The 16450-nt window shown below is 30.4% G+C and carries 14 protein-coding genes and 1 other RNA gene; 1 reads left to right on the forward strand and 14 read right to left on the reverse strand.

Annotated elements, in window-relative coordinates; translation table 11 throughout:
• Nucleotides 1-6 precede the first annotated feature (6 nt).
• The 8 genes from ACCQ40_RS05685 to ssrS all read right to left on the reverse strand — a co-directional run bounded on the left by ACCQ40_RS05685 (nt 7) and on the right by ssrS (nt 6269).
• Nucleotides 7-843: a YitT family protein gene (locus ACCQ40_RS05685; protein ID WP_394011476.1), complete on the reverse strand. Its 837-nt coding sequence runs from the start codon at nt 841-843 to the stop codon at nt 7-9.
• 74 nt (nt 844-917) lie between these two features.
• On the reverse strand, nt 918-1793 hold the full coding sequence (locus ACCQ40_RS05690) for a hypothetical protein (protein WP_410032979.1): 876 nt from the start codon (nt 1791-1793) through the stop codon (nt 918-920).
• 4 nt (nt 1794-1797) lie between these two features.
• Entirely contained in the window at nt 1798-3501 is a 1704-nt protein-coding gene (gene ptsP / locus ACCQ40_RS05695; RefSeq protein WP_410032980.1) for a phosphoenolpyruvate--protein phosphotransferase, read from the reverse strand.
• A gap of 64 nt (nt 3502-3565) precedes the next feature.
• The gene (locus ACCQ40_RS05700) at nt 3566-3826 is read right to left on the reverse strand and encodes an HPr family phosphocarrier protein (protein WP_394011473.1); all 261 of its coding nucleotides are present in this window, start codon (nt 3824-3826) and stop codon (nt 3566-3568) included.
• A 60-nt stretch (nt 3827-3886) separates the two neighbouring features.
• Nucleotides 3887-4888 carry a LacI family DNA-binding transcriptional regulator gene (locus ACCQ40_RS05705; protein ID WP_410032981.1) on the reverse strand — a complete coding sequence of 334 codons (1002 nt, stop codon included), beginning with the start codon at nt 4886-4888 and terminating at the stop codon, nt 3887-3889.
• A gap of 53 nt (nt 4889-4941) precedes the next feature.
• Complete coding sequence (locus ACCQ40_RS05710) at nt 4942-5385, reverse strand: hypothetical protein (RefSeq protein ID WP_394018268.1); 444 nt, start codon at nt 5383-5385, stop codon at nt 4942-4944.
• Between the two features lie 10 nt (nt 5386-5395).
• Nucleotides 5396-6031 carry a YtxH domain-containing protein gene (locus tag ACCQ40_RS05715; protein WP_394018270.1) on the reverse strand — a complete coding sequence of 212 codons (636 nt, stop codon included), beginning with the start codon at nt 6029-6031 and terminating at the stop codon, nt 5396-5398.
• 69 nt (nt 6032-6100) lie between these two features.
• Nucleotides 6101-6269, reverse strand: a non-coding RNA gene (gene ssrS, locus ACCQ40_RS05720) — 6S RNA.
• A gap of 182 nt (nt 6270-6451) precedes the next feature.
• Between ssrS and ACCQ40_RS05725 the strand changes: the two genes are divergently transcribed.
• The gene (locus ACCQ40_RS05725; protein WP_410032982.1) at nt 6452-7237 is read left to right on the forward strand and encodes an NAD(+)/NADH kinase; all 786 of its coding nucleotides are present in this window, start codon (nt 6452-6454) and stop codon (nt 7235-7237) included.
• On the opposite strand, the gene ACCQ40_RS05730 is transcribed toward ACCQ40_RS05725, so the two are convergent.
• The 6 genes from ACCQ40_RS05730 to ACCQ40_RS05755 all read right to left on the reverse strand — a co-directional run bounded on the left by ACCQ40_RS05730 (nt 7238) and on the right by ACCQ40_RS05755 (nt 16449).
• A complete protein-coding gene (locus ACCQ40_RS05730; protein ID WP_410032983.1) occupies nt 7238-8767 on the reverse strand; it encodes a peptidoglycan D,D-transpeptidase FtsI family protein in 1530 nt (509 codons plus the stop codon).
• On the reverse strand, nt 8760-10019 hold the full coding sequence (locus tag ACCQ40_RS05735) for an FtsW/RodA/SpoVE family cell cycle protein (protein WP_410032984.1): 1260 nt from the start codon (nt 10017-10019) through the stop codon (nt 8760-8762). The genes ACCQ40_RS05730 and ACCQ40_RS05735 overlap by 8 nt, the downstream gene beginning before the upstream one ends.
• Nucleotides 10012-10515: an FHA domain-containing protein gene (locus ACCQ40_RS05740; RefSeq protein WP_394011466.1), complete on the reverse strand. Its 504-nt coding sequence runs from the start codon at nt 10513-10515 to the stop codon at nt 10012-10014. The genes ACCQ40_RS05735 and ACCQ40_RS05740 overlap by 8 nt, the downstream gene beginning before the upstream one ends.
• A 106-nt stretch (nt 10516-10621) precedes the next feature.
• Nucleotides 10622-12316: a phospho-sugar mutase gene (locus tag ACCQ40_RS05745; RefSeq protein ID WP_410032985.1), complete on the reverse strand. Its 1695-nt coding sequence runs from the start codon at nt 12314-12316 to the stop codon at nt 10622-10624.
• Nucleotides 12317-12325: 9 nt separating this feature from the next.
• A complete protein-coding gene (gene pulA, locus ACCQ40_RS05750; RefSeq protein ID WP_410032986.1) occupies nt 12326-14206 on the reverse strand; it encodes a type I pullulanase in 1881 nt (626 codons plus the stop codon).
• Nucleotides 14203-16449, reverse strand: a complete 2247-nt coding sequence (locus ACCQ40_RS05755; RefSeq protein WP_410032987.1) for a glycogen/starch/alpha-glucan phosphorylase — start codon at nt 16447-16449, stop codon at nt 14203-14205. The genes pulA and ACCQ40_RS05755 overlap by 4 nt, the downstream gene beginning before the upstream one ends.
• Nucleotide 16450 lies beyond the last annotated feature (1 nt).

Genomic DNA, 16450 nt, shown 5'->3' on the forward strand with positions numbered 1-16450 from the left:
TCTCTCCTATCTTAGTTCTTTCATAGTAAATCCTTCACCAAATACTTCTGAAATAGTGTATGAGAATATGAAAGCTTTATCGTCCATTTGTAAGATTTCTTCTCTTATAACAGGGAAACTTCTAACGTTTGATATTGTAAGTACTAATTTTTTATCCCTACGAGTATAACCACCTTCTGCATGAAGTAGGGTAACTCCTCTGTGGTATTTTTTAGTCAATAAGTCATTTATTTCAGTGTACTTATCACTAATAATAAATACTGCAATTTTTCTACCCAAACCTTGGCTGACATAATCAAGACAAATAGATTGAATGATTACAGCTAAAACAGCATATAATGATGGTTCAACTCCTAGTACAACCATGGATATCATTATAATGGTAAAATCTGTACAAAATAAACTAATGTGCATCGGTATTTCTTTATATTTATTTATAACAGTTGCTATTACATCAGATCCACCAGATGATCCACCATTATAAAATATTAGTCCTAAACCCACTGCAATAATTAACGGTCCAAAGATAACATTTAATATCATATCATTTGTTAATATTACATCTGGGAATAAGTTTTCTAAAATAATTATAGTAACTGATAAAGTTACCGCAGCAAGTATTGATTTTTGCGCAAATTTTTTACTAATAAAAACAGCTCCCAAGGTCAGAACAATAACATTTAATATTAAGTTTATAATTCCTAGGGGAACTGGTATCAGTTGAGACATTACAAGAGAAAGTCCTGAAAGCCCACCGGCCGATATATTATGTTGTAATAAGAAAAAATATAAACCTGTTGCCATTAAAATAGCTCCAATAAATATGTAAAAGTTCTTTCTCACTAGTCACCTCCGTATTTTTTATAATAAAAGTCTATCACAAAATAAAGTTTTATACAATTAAGTAAAAAAGAAGGCTAATAGCCCTCTTTTATCCAACTAGGTATATCTGTATTAAAATTATCAAAGATTTTTAGAAGCTCTTCTATTTCATCCTTATTGTAGTCAATGTTACTTCCATCTCTATACTCTACTAACTCATATAAAATATTATAGGCAGAATATAAAGCTAAGAGTCTAAAAAATTTTCCAGGAGCTTTTTGATTATTAAAGTACCCATCATAGGATCCTCTTACAAAATCTGATGATTTTATAGCAAAATTATTTACCTGAGCAAAATCAAATACTCCATCGCCCACTTTTTTAAAATCTAGTCCTGAAATTTCAATTTTATTATTTTCATCGATTAAAATATTATCATAGTCAATTGTGTTATAAATATAAGACTGACGAATATTTTTCGTTAGATGTTTATTTCCGTTTATATAATCAATCAGAATGTAGTCATCATCACCTATATATTCGTTTACTCCATGCATAAAAAAAAGGTAATTTGCTTTTGTATTAAATGTTTCATACCAATCTACTGATTGATCTGGTTTTATATCATGAAGATTTCTAAGTAATCTTCCAAATGATAGTCCTAAATTATAATTCTCTTTCGGACTATGATTAGTTAAATATTCATCTAGCCTATAAGTTTTTATAATCCTAGTTACTTCATAGATATTTTCGGAATCTAATGGACCTTTTTCTAATATATCACCTTCATTGTCTGCTAAAGATGCAAATTTATCATAATTTTCTTTTGCATATAGACTTACCAGGTAGGTACCAGTGCTAGTAACTACCCTATACTTATCGTGATTTAAAAAGTTTATTTCTTCTATAACTATATTGCTATTTTTAAAATAACTTATATTTTCAATTTGATTTTTTATATAAACTGGCATTTGCTTAATTGTGTTCTTTAACCTTTTCTTCTACTTCTTCTGGAGTTTCTAAGTCTAATAATTTAATAGCAAATTCTTCTTCATCTTTTTGGTTAGATTTAATTATTGTATCTTTTACTTCTGCAATTTTATTTGGTGATGCAGAATATTCGTCTAATCCTATACCTAAAAGCAATTTTGTAGCTTGAGTATCTGATGCAAATTGACCACACATACCAGTCCATTTACCTGCCTTGTGAGATTCATCTATTACATGTTTAATAGCTTTAAGGACAGCTGGATTGTAGTTAGAATAAAGGTCAGAAATATTTTCATTACCTCTATCAACTGCTAGAGTATATTGGGATAAGTCATTTGTACCAATTGAGAAGAAGTCAACATATTTTATAAATTTATCAGCCATTAATACTGATGCAGGTGTCTCGATCATGATACCTACTTCTAATTCTTTATTATAATCTACTCCATTTTGATCAAACTCTTTTTTGATATCGTCTATTAATTCTATAGTTCTTTTAAATTCAGAAATATTGATAACCATTGGAATCATTATTTTTAAGTTACCAAAAGCAGAGGCTCTTATTAAAGCTTTTAGTTGTGTAATAAAAATATCTTCTCTATCAAGGCATAGTCTTATAGCTCTATAGCCTAAAAATGGGTTTTCTTCTACAGGAAACTCGAAATAATCTAGACCCTTATCTCCACCTATATCTAGAGTTCTTATTATAAGTGATTTTTCCCCTAGCATCTGTGTAGCTTCTTTGTATACTTCAAATTGTTCTTCTTCTGTTGGGAAGTGGTCATTTTCCATATATAAAAGCTCGGTTCTAAATAGACCTACTCCATCACAACCATTTTCTATGGCAGCTTTTAAGTCCTCGATATTTCCTATATTTGCAGATACTTCTACTTTTTTCCCATCTGTTGTTATAGATTCTTTATCTTTAACTTCTTTTAGTCTTTCACGTTTTTCATTTTGCTCTTTTAGTTTATTTTCGTATTCTGCCACTACATCATCAGAAGGATCTATAATAATGATTCCTTGATCGCCATCGATGATAGCTTTTTCTCCACCTTCAACTTTTTCTGATATATCTTGCATACCAACTAAGGCTGGGATATCTAAAGTTTGAGCTATGATTGATGTGTGGCTTGTTTTACCACCAAGGTCAGTTGCAAAAGCAACTACATTTTCTTTATTCATATTTGAAGTATCAGATGGAGTTAGTTCTTTTGAAATAACTATTGAGCCTTTTTCAATTAAAGATAAATCTTTTGGTTTTATTCCTTTAAGTTTATACATTAATTGATAGCCTATATCTTTATAGTCACTGGCACGTTCTTTTAAATACTCATCATCTATTTGGCTCATTATTTCTACCATTTCATTTATGGTTTCATTTAAAGCTAGTTCTGAGTTTTTTAATTCATTAACTATTTTAGCATCTATAGTATCTGAAAAATATGGGTCTTGAAGAAGTTCTTTATGAGCATTAGCGATGTTAATTTGAGCTTCATTAGCTCCTTCTGTATTATTTAATTCACTTATATAATCATCAATAGCAGATTTTACACGGTTTTTCTCATCATCAACCATGTTCTCATCTATTTTTGTCTCATCAACTACAACTTCTTCTCTATTAAATAAATAAATTGTACCAATGGCAATTCCATTACTAGCTATAATTCCTTCGTGTTTAGTATTCATAGTTATCCTTTCCTAATTATCTATAAAAAAAAGGATACTAATCAGTATCCTTAAAAGTTTAGTTTTATTCTGATAAGTTTTCAATAAAATCTACTAATTCATCTGCAAATTTATCTTCATCTTCACCCTCTACTACTAAAGTAATTTCTGTTCCTTTAGCAATACCAAGGCTCATTACATTAAAGATAGATTTTGCGTTTGCTTCTTTTCCTTCTTTTATTATTTTAACTTCACCTGGATAATTTTTTACAAATTGTACTAATGATGCAGCAGGTCTTGCGTGTAAACCTGTTTCATTTGTAATAACAACGTTTCTTTCTGCCATAATAGCCTCCTCTTAATTCATAATAATATTATAGTGTTTTATAAACGCTTTTCAACCAACCTATTTGCTTGATTCCCTAGCAACTATATTACAATCTATAATCCAATCTTTATCTAAAATTTCATCTTCTTTTTTGATTCGTTTTATTAAAGCCCTTATGGAAATTGCACCAATATCATAGTAAGGAATGGCAACAGTGGTTAGATTTGGTCTATAAATGCTTGCAATAGATGAATCACCAAAACCGGCCACAGATATATCGTCTGGCACTTTTATACCATTGTCAGCACAATAATCTATAAATCCAATCGCAACTTCATCATTCAATAACGAAACTGCTGTGATCCCATTTTCTTTACAAACATCTATAGCTTCCTTACCTATGTTATACCCATCATTGCTAGTTATCCCATCAATTTTCACTATAAATTCTTCTTTACCTAATTCTTCTATAGCTTCCCTATAACCGGCAATTTTTGCATTATTTAGTACATTATCAGCTTTATCGCCAATAAATAATACATTATCATTACCTTGGCTAAATAAATACTTGGTCAAATTATACTGCTCTTTTTTATAGTCAACTTTTACAGTTGTAAGATTTTTATATGCATGGAATTTATCTAATAAGATAAAAGGTATTCTTGTTTCTCTTAATTTTAATAAAGCTTCATCAGATAAATTTTGCGTAATTATAATAAATCCTTCTACTTGTTTAGTTGCTAGAAAATCAATTGAGTTATTAAGCGCATTTTCATCTCCATATGAACTTTGTAAAAGAATATCGTATTTATATACTCTACCTATTTCTTCTATACCTCTAATAAGTTGAGCCATATATTCTATACCTATGTCTTCTACTATAACTCCAACTAAATTAGATTTTCTCATAACGAGAGATCTTGCTAACTCATTTGGTTTAAAATCTAGTTTTGCTATGGCATCTAATACTTTTTGCCTAGCTTCTGGACTAACTGGCTTTGAGTTATTCATAACTCTTGACACTGTAGATATAGAAACGCCGGCAAGTTTGGCCACATCTTTTATTGTTGGTTGCCCCATATTTACCTCTTTTCATCAAAAAAGGTCATCCTAAGATGACCTTTTGTCTTTTATTATCTACCTGATATTACGTTTCTAACTATATCAACAACATCAACAACTAAGCTTGAGTAATCACCAACTGATGCAATACCAGCACCAACTGTATCAATGCTATCTATAGCTGTTTCGCCAACATAGTTTACAGTGTCTCTAATATCATCAGTGATACTATTAACGTTAGTCATTGTATCATTTGCTTTGGCAATTGCCATTCTTAGGTTAGGATCTTGAACAACTGTGTTTACGTTGTTTACTAACATGTTAGCTTGATCAACAACTCCAGGAAGTTTATCAATTACTTGATCAATGTTATCTTCATTTTTATCTAGTACTCCGTGGATTTTCTTTACTAGTTCGTTAGCACTTTTTAGTGTTAATATTAAATAAACTAAAGCAATGATTCCTACTATAGTAAGGATAATATTTCCAAGAAGATTAAAGTTTATTGTTAGCATTTAAAACTCCCTAGTTTTTTTTCTTATTTTCGATATCTTTTTTTACTTGTTTGCCAGTAGCCTTAGCTTCATCTACTGCTTTTTCAGTATTTTCTTTTACTTCTTTTTTACCTTTTTGAGCTTCATCTTTAATGTCGATGCCTTTTTCATCAGCAACTTCTTTAGCTTCTTTTGCACCAGATTTTACATCTTCTGCAACATCACTTGCTGTGTTAGAAACTATTTTTGAAACTTCACTTGCGCCTTCTGCTACGTTTTCTTTTACATTATCAGCAGTTTCTGCAATTTGATCACCAGTTTGTCTTGCTATTTCTTTACCATAATCAAAACCTTCTCTAACTGGTTCTAAGTCTGTGTAAGCTCTATATTTAATATCTTCGTAAGTATCTTTTGCATTATCAACTAAATCAGTAGAAGTTTCTTTTACTGTTCTAATTGTTTCATCAAACGCTTCACCAATATCTTCTCTAGTTTCTTTACCAGATTTTGGAGCTAATAAAATACCTGCAGATACACCTACAAGTGCTCCAAGTAAAGCCCCTTGAGTTCTCATTCTGCTATCATGATTTTTAGCTTTCCAAATTTCATACTTAATTTCTCTTTGTTTAGCTCTTGCTCTGTCTTCAATATAATCTGCTATTGACATATATATCTCTCCTTTAAATTGTACTAATTATTATATACCCACTTAAAGTAACATATAACAATTATTTAAAAAAATCCTAAGGTGGCCCTTACTTTAATACCTTCGCTTGTGTGAAGGTGGGCAAGCTGCCTAGTATTTCTGAAGTCCACTCAAAGGAGGCTTTCCATCCAAACTAGGACGACGCAATCCCTTATAAAAGTTGTAGGTTTAAATTCGGGCCTATTCGCCTTAGGATATATCAATTATAATATATTGATAAGGCTATTGCAACAAAACTTTTTCATAAAATAAGCTACAATATCTTTATATCAATGTTTATCTTAAGGAAAATTTTTTCAAAAATTAAAAAAATTGCCAGGTAAATATTTTATTATAGGATTTTTTTATCTATGTTATAATTACTATGAGAGGTAGAGATAAATGACAAATGTTATCAATATTTTTAAAAATAAATCAAAATTTAGTAAAAGCGTTTATTACAAAACAAAACAAATGTTAGAAAATCATGGTTATGTTGTAAGTAAAAATTATGACAAGAACGCTGTGTTAAATCTTGTGATTGGTGGAGACGGCACTTTTTTAAAGGCGGTTCACGATACTAACTTTACATCTATACCATTTATAGGTATAAATACAGGTCATCTTGGCTTTTACCAAGAAGTAGAAGTAAATGAGATTGAAGACTTTATTCTAGCATTTAAAAATGGACTCTATCAAACAGAAGAGTTAACCATTTTACAATCAACTGTTAATAAAAGAAAAATAGAATCTTTAAATGAAGTAGTGGTTAAAAGTAATAAAAATCAGATAGTTAGGCTAAAAGTTTTTATAGATGGCAATTTTGTAGAAAATTTTTCTGGAGATGGGCTTATTATAGCCACACCTCACGGATCTACAGCCTACAACTTATCTTGTGGTGGGTCAATCCTTCACCAATCATTAAAAGGATATTCTCTAACACCTATTGCTCCTATTTACTCAAATTTAAATAACGCAATAATTAGCCCCATCGTGCTCCCAGAGGATGCTACTATTGATATAGTAATTTCCAAAAGAGATAACTATCATACTGTATTTATTTTCGATGGTAAGGAATATTCTACCAAAGACTATAAAATCAATATTAAAGTATCTCAAAACACAATAAAAAAGCTTATCCTTGATAAAAACCATTACTGGTCAAATATCAAAAATAAGCTTATATAACTAATCTAGATTTACTTGGTTAAATATGTCAACCAATAAATTTCTAGCAATTGGTGCTACGGTTACACCTCCTGTGTCAGCCGCATCTTCAACTACAATTGCTATTGCAATTTTAGGATCATAGGCTGGCGCAAAACCAACAAACCATGCATCTATAAATCCATTTGATTTATCAGTTGTCCCTGTTTTTCCAGCTACCTGAATTCCATCAATGTAGGCAGCCCTTCCTGTTCCCTCATTTACTACATCTACCATCATATCACGTATATTATTTGCATTACTTTTACTGGTTACAACAGATAATTTTTCATCTTTTGCTTTGTATACATTTTTTTCTTCTTTATCAGTTATAGTTTTTACAAGCTTTGGCTGCATCATAATTCCATCATTTGCAATAGTTGACGCTACCATGGCCATATGAAGCGGTGTCGCTTGTGTTTTTCCATACCCAAAACCTGTCATAGCTAAATCTACTTGGTTTAATTCTTTATAAGGTATTTTTGAATCATATTTTTCTAGATCAAATGGATAAGATTTATTGAACATATATTTGTCTGTCATATTCATCAAGCTTTCCTTACCCATATCATTAGTTTTTTTGGCAAAGTAAGTATTTGATGAATTTACAAAGGCACTTCTTAAATCCAGATGACCAAAAGATATACCATCAAAGTTTTTGATTTCAAAATTTTGTATAAGCTCTGATCCCATATCTTCATAGTTTTGGTCAGTGTTACTTTCTAGCATTGCATTTGCAGTTACTATTTTAAAAGTTGAACCTGGTCTATATAAACCAGTTGTTGTCCTATTAACCAAAGGCCCATTATTATTTGCAGTTAGATTTTCCCAATTTGCATCAATTGAGTTTGGATCAAAGGTAGGGTTTGAAACCATAGCTAGGATATCGCCAGTTTTGGGATTCATAACTACAGCTGCCCCAACATAGTTACTCATGTAATTATAAGTAAGATTTTGGATATTTTGATCAATGGTTAAATGCAGGTCATTACCAACATCATTAGTTACTACCATTTTTCTAAAATTACTTAAGTTTTCATCTTTTAGGTTTAGTAACCAGTTATTATAAGTTTTTTCTATACCAGTTTTTCCGTAAGTTTTTGAAGTATAGCCTGTAACTGTTGAAGAAATTTTGCCATAATTATAATGGCGGACTTGGTTGCCGTTTTGGTCAATGTCACTATAAGCTAATATATTGCCATTTTTATCAAGTATTTTACCACGAGCAATATTTTCTTCGTTTACCCAGTTTCTACGGTTGTTTTCATTGCTAGCCACTGTCTTTGCCTTAAATAGTTCAAAATAAACTAAGTATAAAGCAAGTCCCATAAATAAAACTACAAAGAAAATCATTACAAAAAGTAAACGCTTATTTAATGTTGATTTGGATAAGACCTTAAGCTCACGGCTATTTTTTAGTCTTTGCTTTTCTTCTTGTTTTTTTATTTTTTCTATAAAGCTTTCTTTTTGAGCTCTTTTTTTACTAGCCTTGCGATTATTTTTATCACTCATCTATCTCATCTCCATATTTAATATCACTTGCACAATATTGCAGACATCCAAGCAGGATAAAACCTGAAAGCATAGATGATCCACCTTGGGAAATAAAAGGCAAGGTTACACCTGTTAGAGGGATTATTTTTAAAACTCCTCCTAGGATTATAAAGGTTTGAAAGGCAAATAACACTCCTATAGAAAAGGCTAGGATACTAAAAAATTTATCCTGCTGGGTTAAAGATATCTTAAAGGCCCTGTAAACTAAAATCATAAATAATAGTATAACAGCAAGCCCCATAAATATTCCCATTTCTTCTGAAATAGCAGAAAATATAAAATCAGACTCCGCAACAGGAATATAGTCAGGATGGCCTAGACCAATACCTGTTCCAAATAATCCCCCACTTGCAGTTGCAAATAAGGCTTGGGTTATTTGATAGCCAGTAGCATTTATATCACTCCATGGATCTAGCCAAGTGGCAACTCTGATTCTTACGTGGCCAAATAGAAAGTAAGCCACAATCGAACCAAAAATCATAGCAACAATATTTATAGTAATAAGCACCCTATCTTTCTCATAGACAAATTGAGCAAGTATCATTAGCCCAAAAAATATAAGGGCTGTTCCTAAATCTTTTTGTAAAAATAAAAATCCTATGAATACATAAATTATTATATTCATATAATATCTACCAAAAGGTTTCATAGATATTTCATTATATCTAGAATAAAAACTTGCTACAAAAAATGCTAGAGGTATCTTTATAAATTCTGATGGCTGGACTGTAATAGGTCCTAAGATAATCCAGTTTTTTGCCCCACCTATATAAGATCCAAATACCAAGGTCGCCATAAATAGACCAATGGATACTACTACATAAAATAAACTAATCTTACTCCAAAAATTAAAAACTTTTAAAATAAAAAAAGTTAAGAAAAATAGGACTATACCTATCAAATAAAATTGTAATTGTCTCTTACCATAGGATGGGTCAAGCCTATAAATCATAGCTACTCCTATGGCAAAGAGCATATTTACTATCATTAAGAGTATATTATCCGCCTTGGTAATCTTTGGTGTAAGTATTGTAGATAAAACAATGACAACCAGAATAGCAAGGTAGGTATAAAAATCAGTGGCTGAGAGATTAGAAATATTAAAAATCAAAGCCAAAGATAAGGCCAAAAATGAAAATATAAATAGTAAAAATATTGATTTTCTAATATATTTTTTCTCTTTTTGTTCTACATCAATAGTATTAAGCATTTTCTTCACCTTGGATAAATAAGAATTGGAGCTGGCCAATATGGATTATGTCATTTGACTTAAGCTCTATGGCATCCTCAATCCTTTCATCATTTAAAAATGTTCCATTTGCAGAATCTAGGTCTTCTAGAAAATATATATCTTCATCTTGGATAATGCGGGCGTGAAATTTTGATAAGTACTTATCTTTTATACAAATACTATTCCTATCATCACGTCCTATGGTATTATCCTCTCCGATAAAGTAATACTCTTGGACTATAAATCTAAAACCATCATTTCTATTTAAAAGTTTTAGATAGGTATCTGATTCTTGTTCTTTTTTAAGTGTTGTTCTTACATCATAGTAGATAATTCTAATGATAGAATATATAAAATAAAAAACTACTATGACAAATATGTATTTTAATATTGTTGAAAATAATTGGTATAGGGTTAAATTTCCTATAACCTGCACTGAAAAAACATCATCAACAGCTTTCAAAAATTTTTCCATATAAACCATCCTTTACGATTTGTATATATTTTACCACATATGATTTATTTTTGAACTTTAGAAAAATAAACAAAAAACTAGGGCATCTGCCCTAGTCATTTAAGTGTTATTCTACGCTATCAATTATTTTTTGCATTTGGCTAATTAATTGCTCTTTTTTATCATCTGCAGCTTTTATATCATCTTTTGATACTGCATTGATGTAGAGTTTTATTTTTGGTTCTGTCCCTGATGGTCTGACAGCTACCCAAGATTCATCTTCAAAGTAGTATTTTAATACATTTGATTTTGAAAGCCCTGTTTCATCTAACTTGTAATCGATAATTTTTACAGTTTTTAAATCTGCTAGAGATTCTAGTGGATTGTTTCTAAATTCTTCCATTATCCTACCTATGCGAGCTTTACCATCTAGCCCCTGAAGGGTAATAGATATTACATCGTTTGAGTAATAACCATGTTCTTTGTACATATCATCTAATACATCTAGTAAAGATTTGCCTTGTTTTTTATAGTAAGCTGCCATTTCAGCTATCATCATTGCTGAGTTTACAGCATCTTTATCTCTTACAAAGTCCTTGTAGTTATAGCCAATTGATTCTTCAAAACCAAAGATAAATTTACCATCACCTGTTCTTTCAAGTTCATTTGCAACTGCATAAATATTTTTAAAACCTGTTAGAACATCATATTTTTTAACTCCATATTTTTTAGCAATTGGAGCTATTAAATCACCTGTTACTATAGATTTTACTACTGCCCCATTTTCTGGTAGTTCTCCATTTTTATCAAGGGCTTCTAAAATATAATTTGTAAGTAGGGCACCGATTTTATTTCCAGTTAAAAATACAAATTCGCCATTTCCATCATTAATTTCTACAGCACATCTATCAGCATCAGGATCTGTTGCAAGTAATAGGTCAGCTCCAACTTCTTTTCCTAATTTTTCTGAGTATTCAAAGGCTGCTGGCATTTCTGGATTTGGATAACCAACTGTTGTAAAATCTGGATCTGGGTTTTCTTGTTCTGCTACTACATGGATATTTTTAAAGCCTCGTTCATCTAATATTCTACGGACTAATTTGTTTCCTGTACCATTTAATGGTGTATAAACAATGTTGATATCTTTATCTATGTCTTCATTTATAGTACAGTCTAAGATTTCTTTTACATAATCTTCTACCACACTATCTGGCACCCACTCTATAATGCCATCTTTCAAACCTTTTTCAAAATCTATACGTGGGATTTCGAAAAAGTCTGGATGCTCTGCTATATGGCCTAAGATTTTATCTGCAGTTTCATCTAAAATTTGACTACCTTCAGCATTGTAAGCCTTGTATCCATTATATTCCATTGGGTTGTGGCTAGCTGTAATCATAACACCTGCTGAAGTTTTTAGATGTCTTACTGTATATGATAAAACTGGTGTAGGTTGTATTTCTTTATAGATATATACTTTTATACCATTTGCAGCAAAAACTTCTGCTGTTATTTTTGCAAATTCTTCTGATTTATGACGGACATCATAAGAAATAGCAACTCCAGAATTTTTTGCATCCTCTCCCATTTCAGCAATAGTATCTGCAAAACCTTGGGTAGCTTGGGCAACCATGTATTCGTTCATACGATTTGTACCAGCACCTAGTTTTCCTCTAAGACCTGCTGTACCAAATTCTAGAGAGCTAAAAAATCTATCCTTTATTTCTTCGTCATTATCTTTTATTTCTTCTAATTCCTTACGAGTTAATTCATCAAATTTTTCATTATTTAACCATAAGTCATAACTTTTTTTATAATCCATTTTCATCTCCTAATATATCTTATATACATTAACTGATAGTCTATCAAGGACTAAATCCTCTATCCTACTATTATTTTTACCCTTTTTGCCAAAAATTTTATCCATTATAAAATCATGGTAGCCTATAAACGATTTTAGCTTTTTATTATCTATATGCTTATCCTCATTTGAAGCATTAATCGCTACTAAGATATAGTAATCACTTGCCTTTACTTTATAAATGATAAGATTATCTTCTATATTTTCCATAAAGCTCAAACTTTCCCTGATAGCAACTGGGTTTATCTTATTAAATGCCTTTACATTTTTTCTTAAGGCTATCAAATCTTTGGTATAGTTAAATATATCAATATTTTCTTCTTTCTCCTGCCAGTTAATGGCATTTATAAATAAAGGAGAGTTATAGGAATTCCTATCATTATTTTTACTATGATTAAATTCATTGCCCTCATATAAAAATGGTTTACCAAAGGATAATAAAACAAGTCCTAGGGCAAGCTTTACATAGTCATCTATATCTTCTAGATTTTTTAATGATATTTGTAATTTGTCATAAAGAATCAAATTATCATGGCAGTTAAAATAATTTATTGATTCAGAAGAAAAATCAGCAAATCCCCATCTTTTTTCATCAAAGTGTATAGACCCAGCTATTCCTTCTTCAATGGTAGTTTTTAAATAGTGGGCCCCTTGGATGTAGCCAATGCCAAAAGAATCCGTGTCTCCTTTGATAGCATCCCTATATATATCATTAAAAACTCCAAAGCCTTGAGATTTTTGAGAACCTTTTACAGTTTGCTTTTCATAGGGCAAGGTAGTTCCTAGGGCCATCCATGGTTCTCCATAGATTATTAAATTTGGATTTATTTTCCTAAGCTCTATTAAGGCAATTTTTATAGTGTCGATATCAATTAAGGCCATTAAATCGAAACGAAAACCATCTATTTTATATTCTTTAACCCAGTGCTTTAGAGAATCAATGATTAATTTTCTAACAAAAGGCATCTCAGTAGCAAGTTCATTTCCAACACCAGATCCATTTGAGAATGTCCCATCCTTATTCATCCTGTAATAATAATTTGGACCTAGAGTATTTAAATTTGAATCATAAGACTTAAAGGTGTGGTTATAAACAACATCCATAATTACTGCTATATTTTCGCTATGAATAGCCTCAATCATTTTTTTAAGCTCTATTATTCTAGTTTTTGGGTTGGTTGGATCACTTGCATAGGACCCTTCTGGTGCAAAGTAAAGTTCTGGATCATAGCCCCAGTTGTAATTATCATCATCAAAAAATCTCTCACTTGCTTCATCCACACTTATAAAATCGTAAATAGGAAGAATTTGTACATGGGTAATGCCAAGCTCTTTTAGGTTTGCAAGACCTGTATTAAATCCATGGTAGATGGTATTTTTTTCTGTAAGTCCTAAAAATTTACCGCGATTTTTCACTCCACTACTTTCATCTGCCGTATAATTTTTAACTGACATTTCATAGATGATAGCTTCCTCTTCAGGTATTTGTGGTACTTTAGAATTTTTAAAACCATCTGGATTAGTTTTTTCCATATCACAAACCACTGAGTACATACTATTTATAGAGCTTGTAAAAGAGTAGGGATCTGTTACTTCATATTTTTCATTTACTATATAAGTATAATAATAACCATCTAAATCATTATCCATAGTTATCTCCCAAACTCCCCACTCATTTTGAGTCATAGGAAATATTTCTTTTCTGGGATTTTTATAATTAGTAGTTAAGGCTAATTTTACATCTACCTCTGGTGCAAACACTCTAAAGGTTGTTTTACTTTTGCTATAGATAGCACCTAGCTTATAATCTTTTATATCATCGTAAGTTACATTTTTGTAATTTTTTATCAAAACAAAGTTTCCTTTTTAATATCTTCAAGGTTAAATTCATTGGCCCACAAAATATTTTTCACCTGCTTTTTAGTCCATTTTTCCTTATCAAGAAAATCTTTTGAAGCATTTTCCCTAATCTTGATTAAATTTTCCAAATCTAAAAGTACTTCAAAAGAATCGTTATAAAGTAAGATTTCTTTATATAAATTTTTAAAATCATAAGGAAAGTTTTGGTGGGCTTCATTTAACAAGTTTTCTAATGTATATTTTACTACTTGGTTTTGATAAATGATATCACTAGCCTTATAGGTGTGGTTATCTTTTCTATTTTTGTAAGTATTATAATTATCTGGGAATAAGTAAAAGTCATTTGTTTTGTTTAGGTTATCAACTATCCCACCCTTAGTTGAGATAATGTTTGCCATATTAAATAAAGAATTTAACATATCAAAGTTTTGATTATCATACAAAGGATAGGTTAGATTTGAATAGATATCACAAGCAGGATATAACATCCTTAGATCACTAACAGTAACATCTTCTACATAAATTATCTTTATTTTTTCTTTGATAATTTTATCTGATTCTATTAATTTTTTAAGGGCTAGGATAAACTTTATAGTTTCTTTTGCAATGAAGTATCCTTCATTGGCCTTGCCAGAAAAAATATAGGTAGTTGGCACAAAGTAGGCATTTCTGTTATCCCTTAAGTAATAATATTGGTAGGCAATAGCAAGAGCATTTAGGATTTGCCTTTTACTTTCATGCATTATAGAAAGTTGCATGTCAAATATCGAGTAAGGATTTATACTAGTTTCTTTTTGACCTAAAACTTCTATCATTCTATTTTTGTTAGCAAATTTGATAACTTCTAATCCTGATAGAAAATTACTGTCATTCTCATATTTGCTTATATTTTTTAAACTCTTATAGTTGGTTACATCTAAGCCGATATCTTTAAAGTAAGATGAAAGTTTATCATTCGCACTTCTCCCATACATTAACCTATCTGTACCTAAGTTTATATGGATGTTTTGTTTATTGGCCCCCTTATTTTCTGCTAAGATTTTTGATAAAAATAGATAGTCTTTGCTTAGGGCTAGGTTTATATTTTTAAATATCACATATCCATCTTCTATAAAGGGTTTAAAGTCAATCTCGCCTGCTAATTCATTTTGCACATCTATTATAGTAGTAAATACATCTTCGTTTAGTTTTCTAATCTCATCTACCGGATATCTTTCTAAGGAATCATCTGTTACTGAAAAAACTAAGTGATAAAAGATTTCTCTAGTATAAGCTATAGCTTTTTTTATAGTAAATTTATATTCATAAGTTAAAATTCTTATAAATTCTATCAGGGCCAAGCTTGGGTGGATGTCATTTATTATTACATTTGTCTGATCTTTTATATTTTTTATGTCTTCATAATATAAAAGATATCTACGGACAAAGTCTCTCATAGCAGAAGCAGCAAAAAAGTATTCTTGCTTAAGCCTTAGAATTTTTCCCTCATAACTAGAGTCATCTACGTATAAAAACTCTGTTATTGAACTATTATTTATATAATCATCATAGGCTTCTAAGATTTCACCCTTAGAAAACTTATTAATATTTACATCCTTTGGAGATTCTGCTTTAAATAATCTTAGAGTATTTATAAAACTTGCATCATCTGATATTACTGGCATATCATAGGTAACTGTCTTGTGTTTTTTACCATATATTTCTATTTCGTTGGTAAAAGATTTTTTATGCTCCCAATTTGAGCCATATTTTAGCCATGAGGAAGCTTCTTCAGTTTGCATACCATCTTTTATAACTTGTTTAAAGTTGCCAGATTCGTAGCGCAAGGCGTAGGCTGTTGCTTTTATTTTTTTATTTGACAGTTCATTTATGAGATAAGAAGAGCCCATGCCTATATCTCCTATACCTAAGGCTGGTTCTGGATCTAAGGATACAATGTCTTTATAAGAAAAACCCATTTCATTCAAGGCATCTTTTATCTCATCTTCTAAATTTAACTTATAAATAGCATTTGCCAAAAATCTACCTGGTAAGTATTCAAAACTTAGAATATAAACTTCATAACCTTCTTTGATTTTTTTAGTATCAACCCATGTTTTGCCTATAATTTCCATCATATACCTACATAGGCAATCATATATTTCGTTATCTCTCGCTGTTTTTATATCTTTAGCATAAAAAGAATACAAATAATTTTGTATTCTTTCTATAATTATATCCTTATTTTTTTGCATA

The sequence above is a fragment of the Anaerococcus cruorum genome (assembly GCF_046365495.1).
GTDB lineage: Bacteria > Bacillota > Clostridia > Tissierellales > Peptoniphilaceae > Anaerococcus > Anaerococcus cruorum.

Bases quoted from the DNA above. Each gene is read 5' to 3' on its own strand.
- ACCQ40_RS05690 (WP_410032979.1), bottom strand. From the start codon at position 1,793: ATGCCAGTTTATATAAAAAATCAAATTGAAAATATAAGTTATTTTAAA.
- ptsP (WP_410032980.1), bottom strand. From the start codon at position 3,501: ATGAATACTAAACACGAAGGAATTATAGCTAGTAATGGAATTGCCATT.
- ACCQ40_RS05700 (WP_394011473.1), bottom strand. From the start codon at position 3,826: ATGGCAGAAAGAAACGTTGTTATTACAAATGAAACAGGTTTACACGCA.
- ACCQ40_RS05705 (WP_410032981.1), bottom strand. From the start codon at position 4,888: ATGGGGCAACCAACAATAAAAGATGTGGCCAAACTTGCCGGCGTTTCT.
- ACCQ40_RS05710 (WP_394018268.1), bottom strand. From the start codon at position 5,385: ATGCTAACAATAAACTTTAATCTTCTTGGAAATATTATCCTTACTATA.
- ACCQ40_RS05715 (WP_394018270.1), bottom strand. From the start codon at position 6,031: ATGTCAATAGCAGATTATATTGAAGACAGAGCAAGAGCTAAACAAAGA.
- ACCQ40_RS05725 (WP_410032982.1), top strand. From the start codon at position 6,452: ATGACAAATGTTATCAATATTTTTAAAAATAAATCAAAATTTAGTAAA.
- ACCQ40_RS05730 (WP_410032983.1), bottom strand. From the start codon at position 8,767: ATGAGTGATAAAAATAATCGCAAGGCTAGTAAAAAAAGAGCTCAAAAA.
- ACCQ40_RS05735 (WP_410032984.1), bottom strand. From the start codon at position 10,019: ATGCTTAATACTATTGATGTAGAACAAAAAGAGAAAAAATATATTAGA.
- ACCQ40_RS05740 (WP_394011466.1), bottom strand. From the start codon at position 10,515: ATGGAAAAATTTTTGAAAGCTGTTGATGATGTTTTTTCAGTGCAGGTT.
- ACCQ40_RS05745 (WP_410032985.1), bottom strand. From the start codon at position 12,316: ATGGATTATAAAAAAAGTTATGACTTATGGTTAAATAATGAAAAATTT.
- ACCQ40_RS05755 (WP_410032987.1), bottom strand. From the start codon at position 16,449: ATGCAAAAAAATAAGGATATAATTATAGAAAGAATACAAAATTATTTG.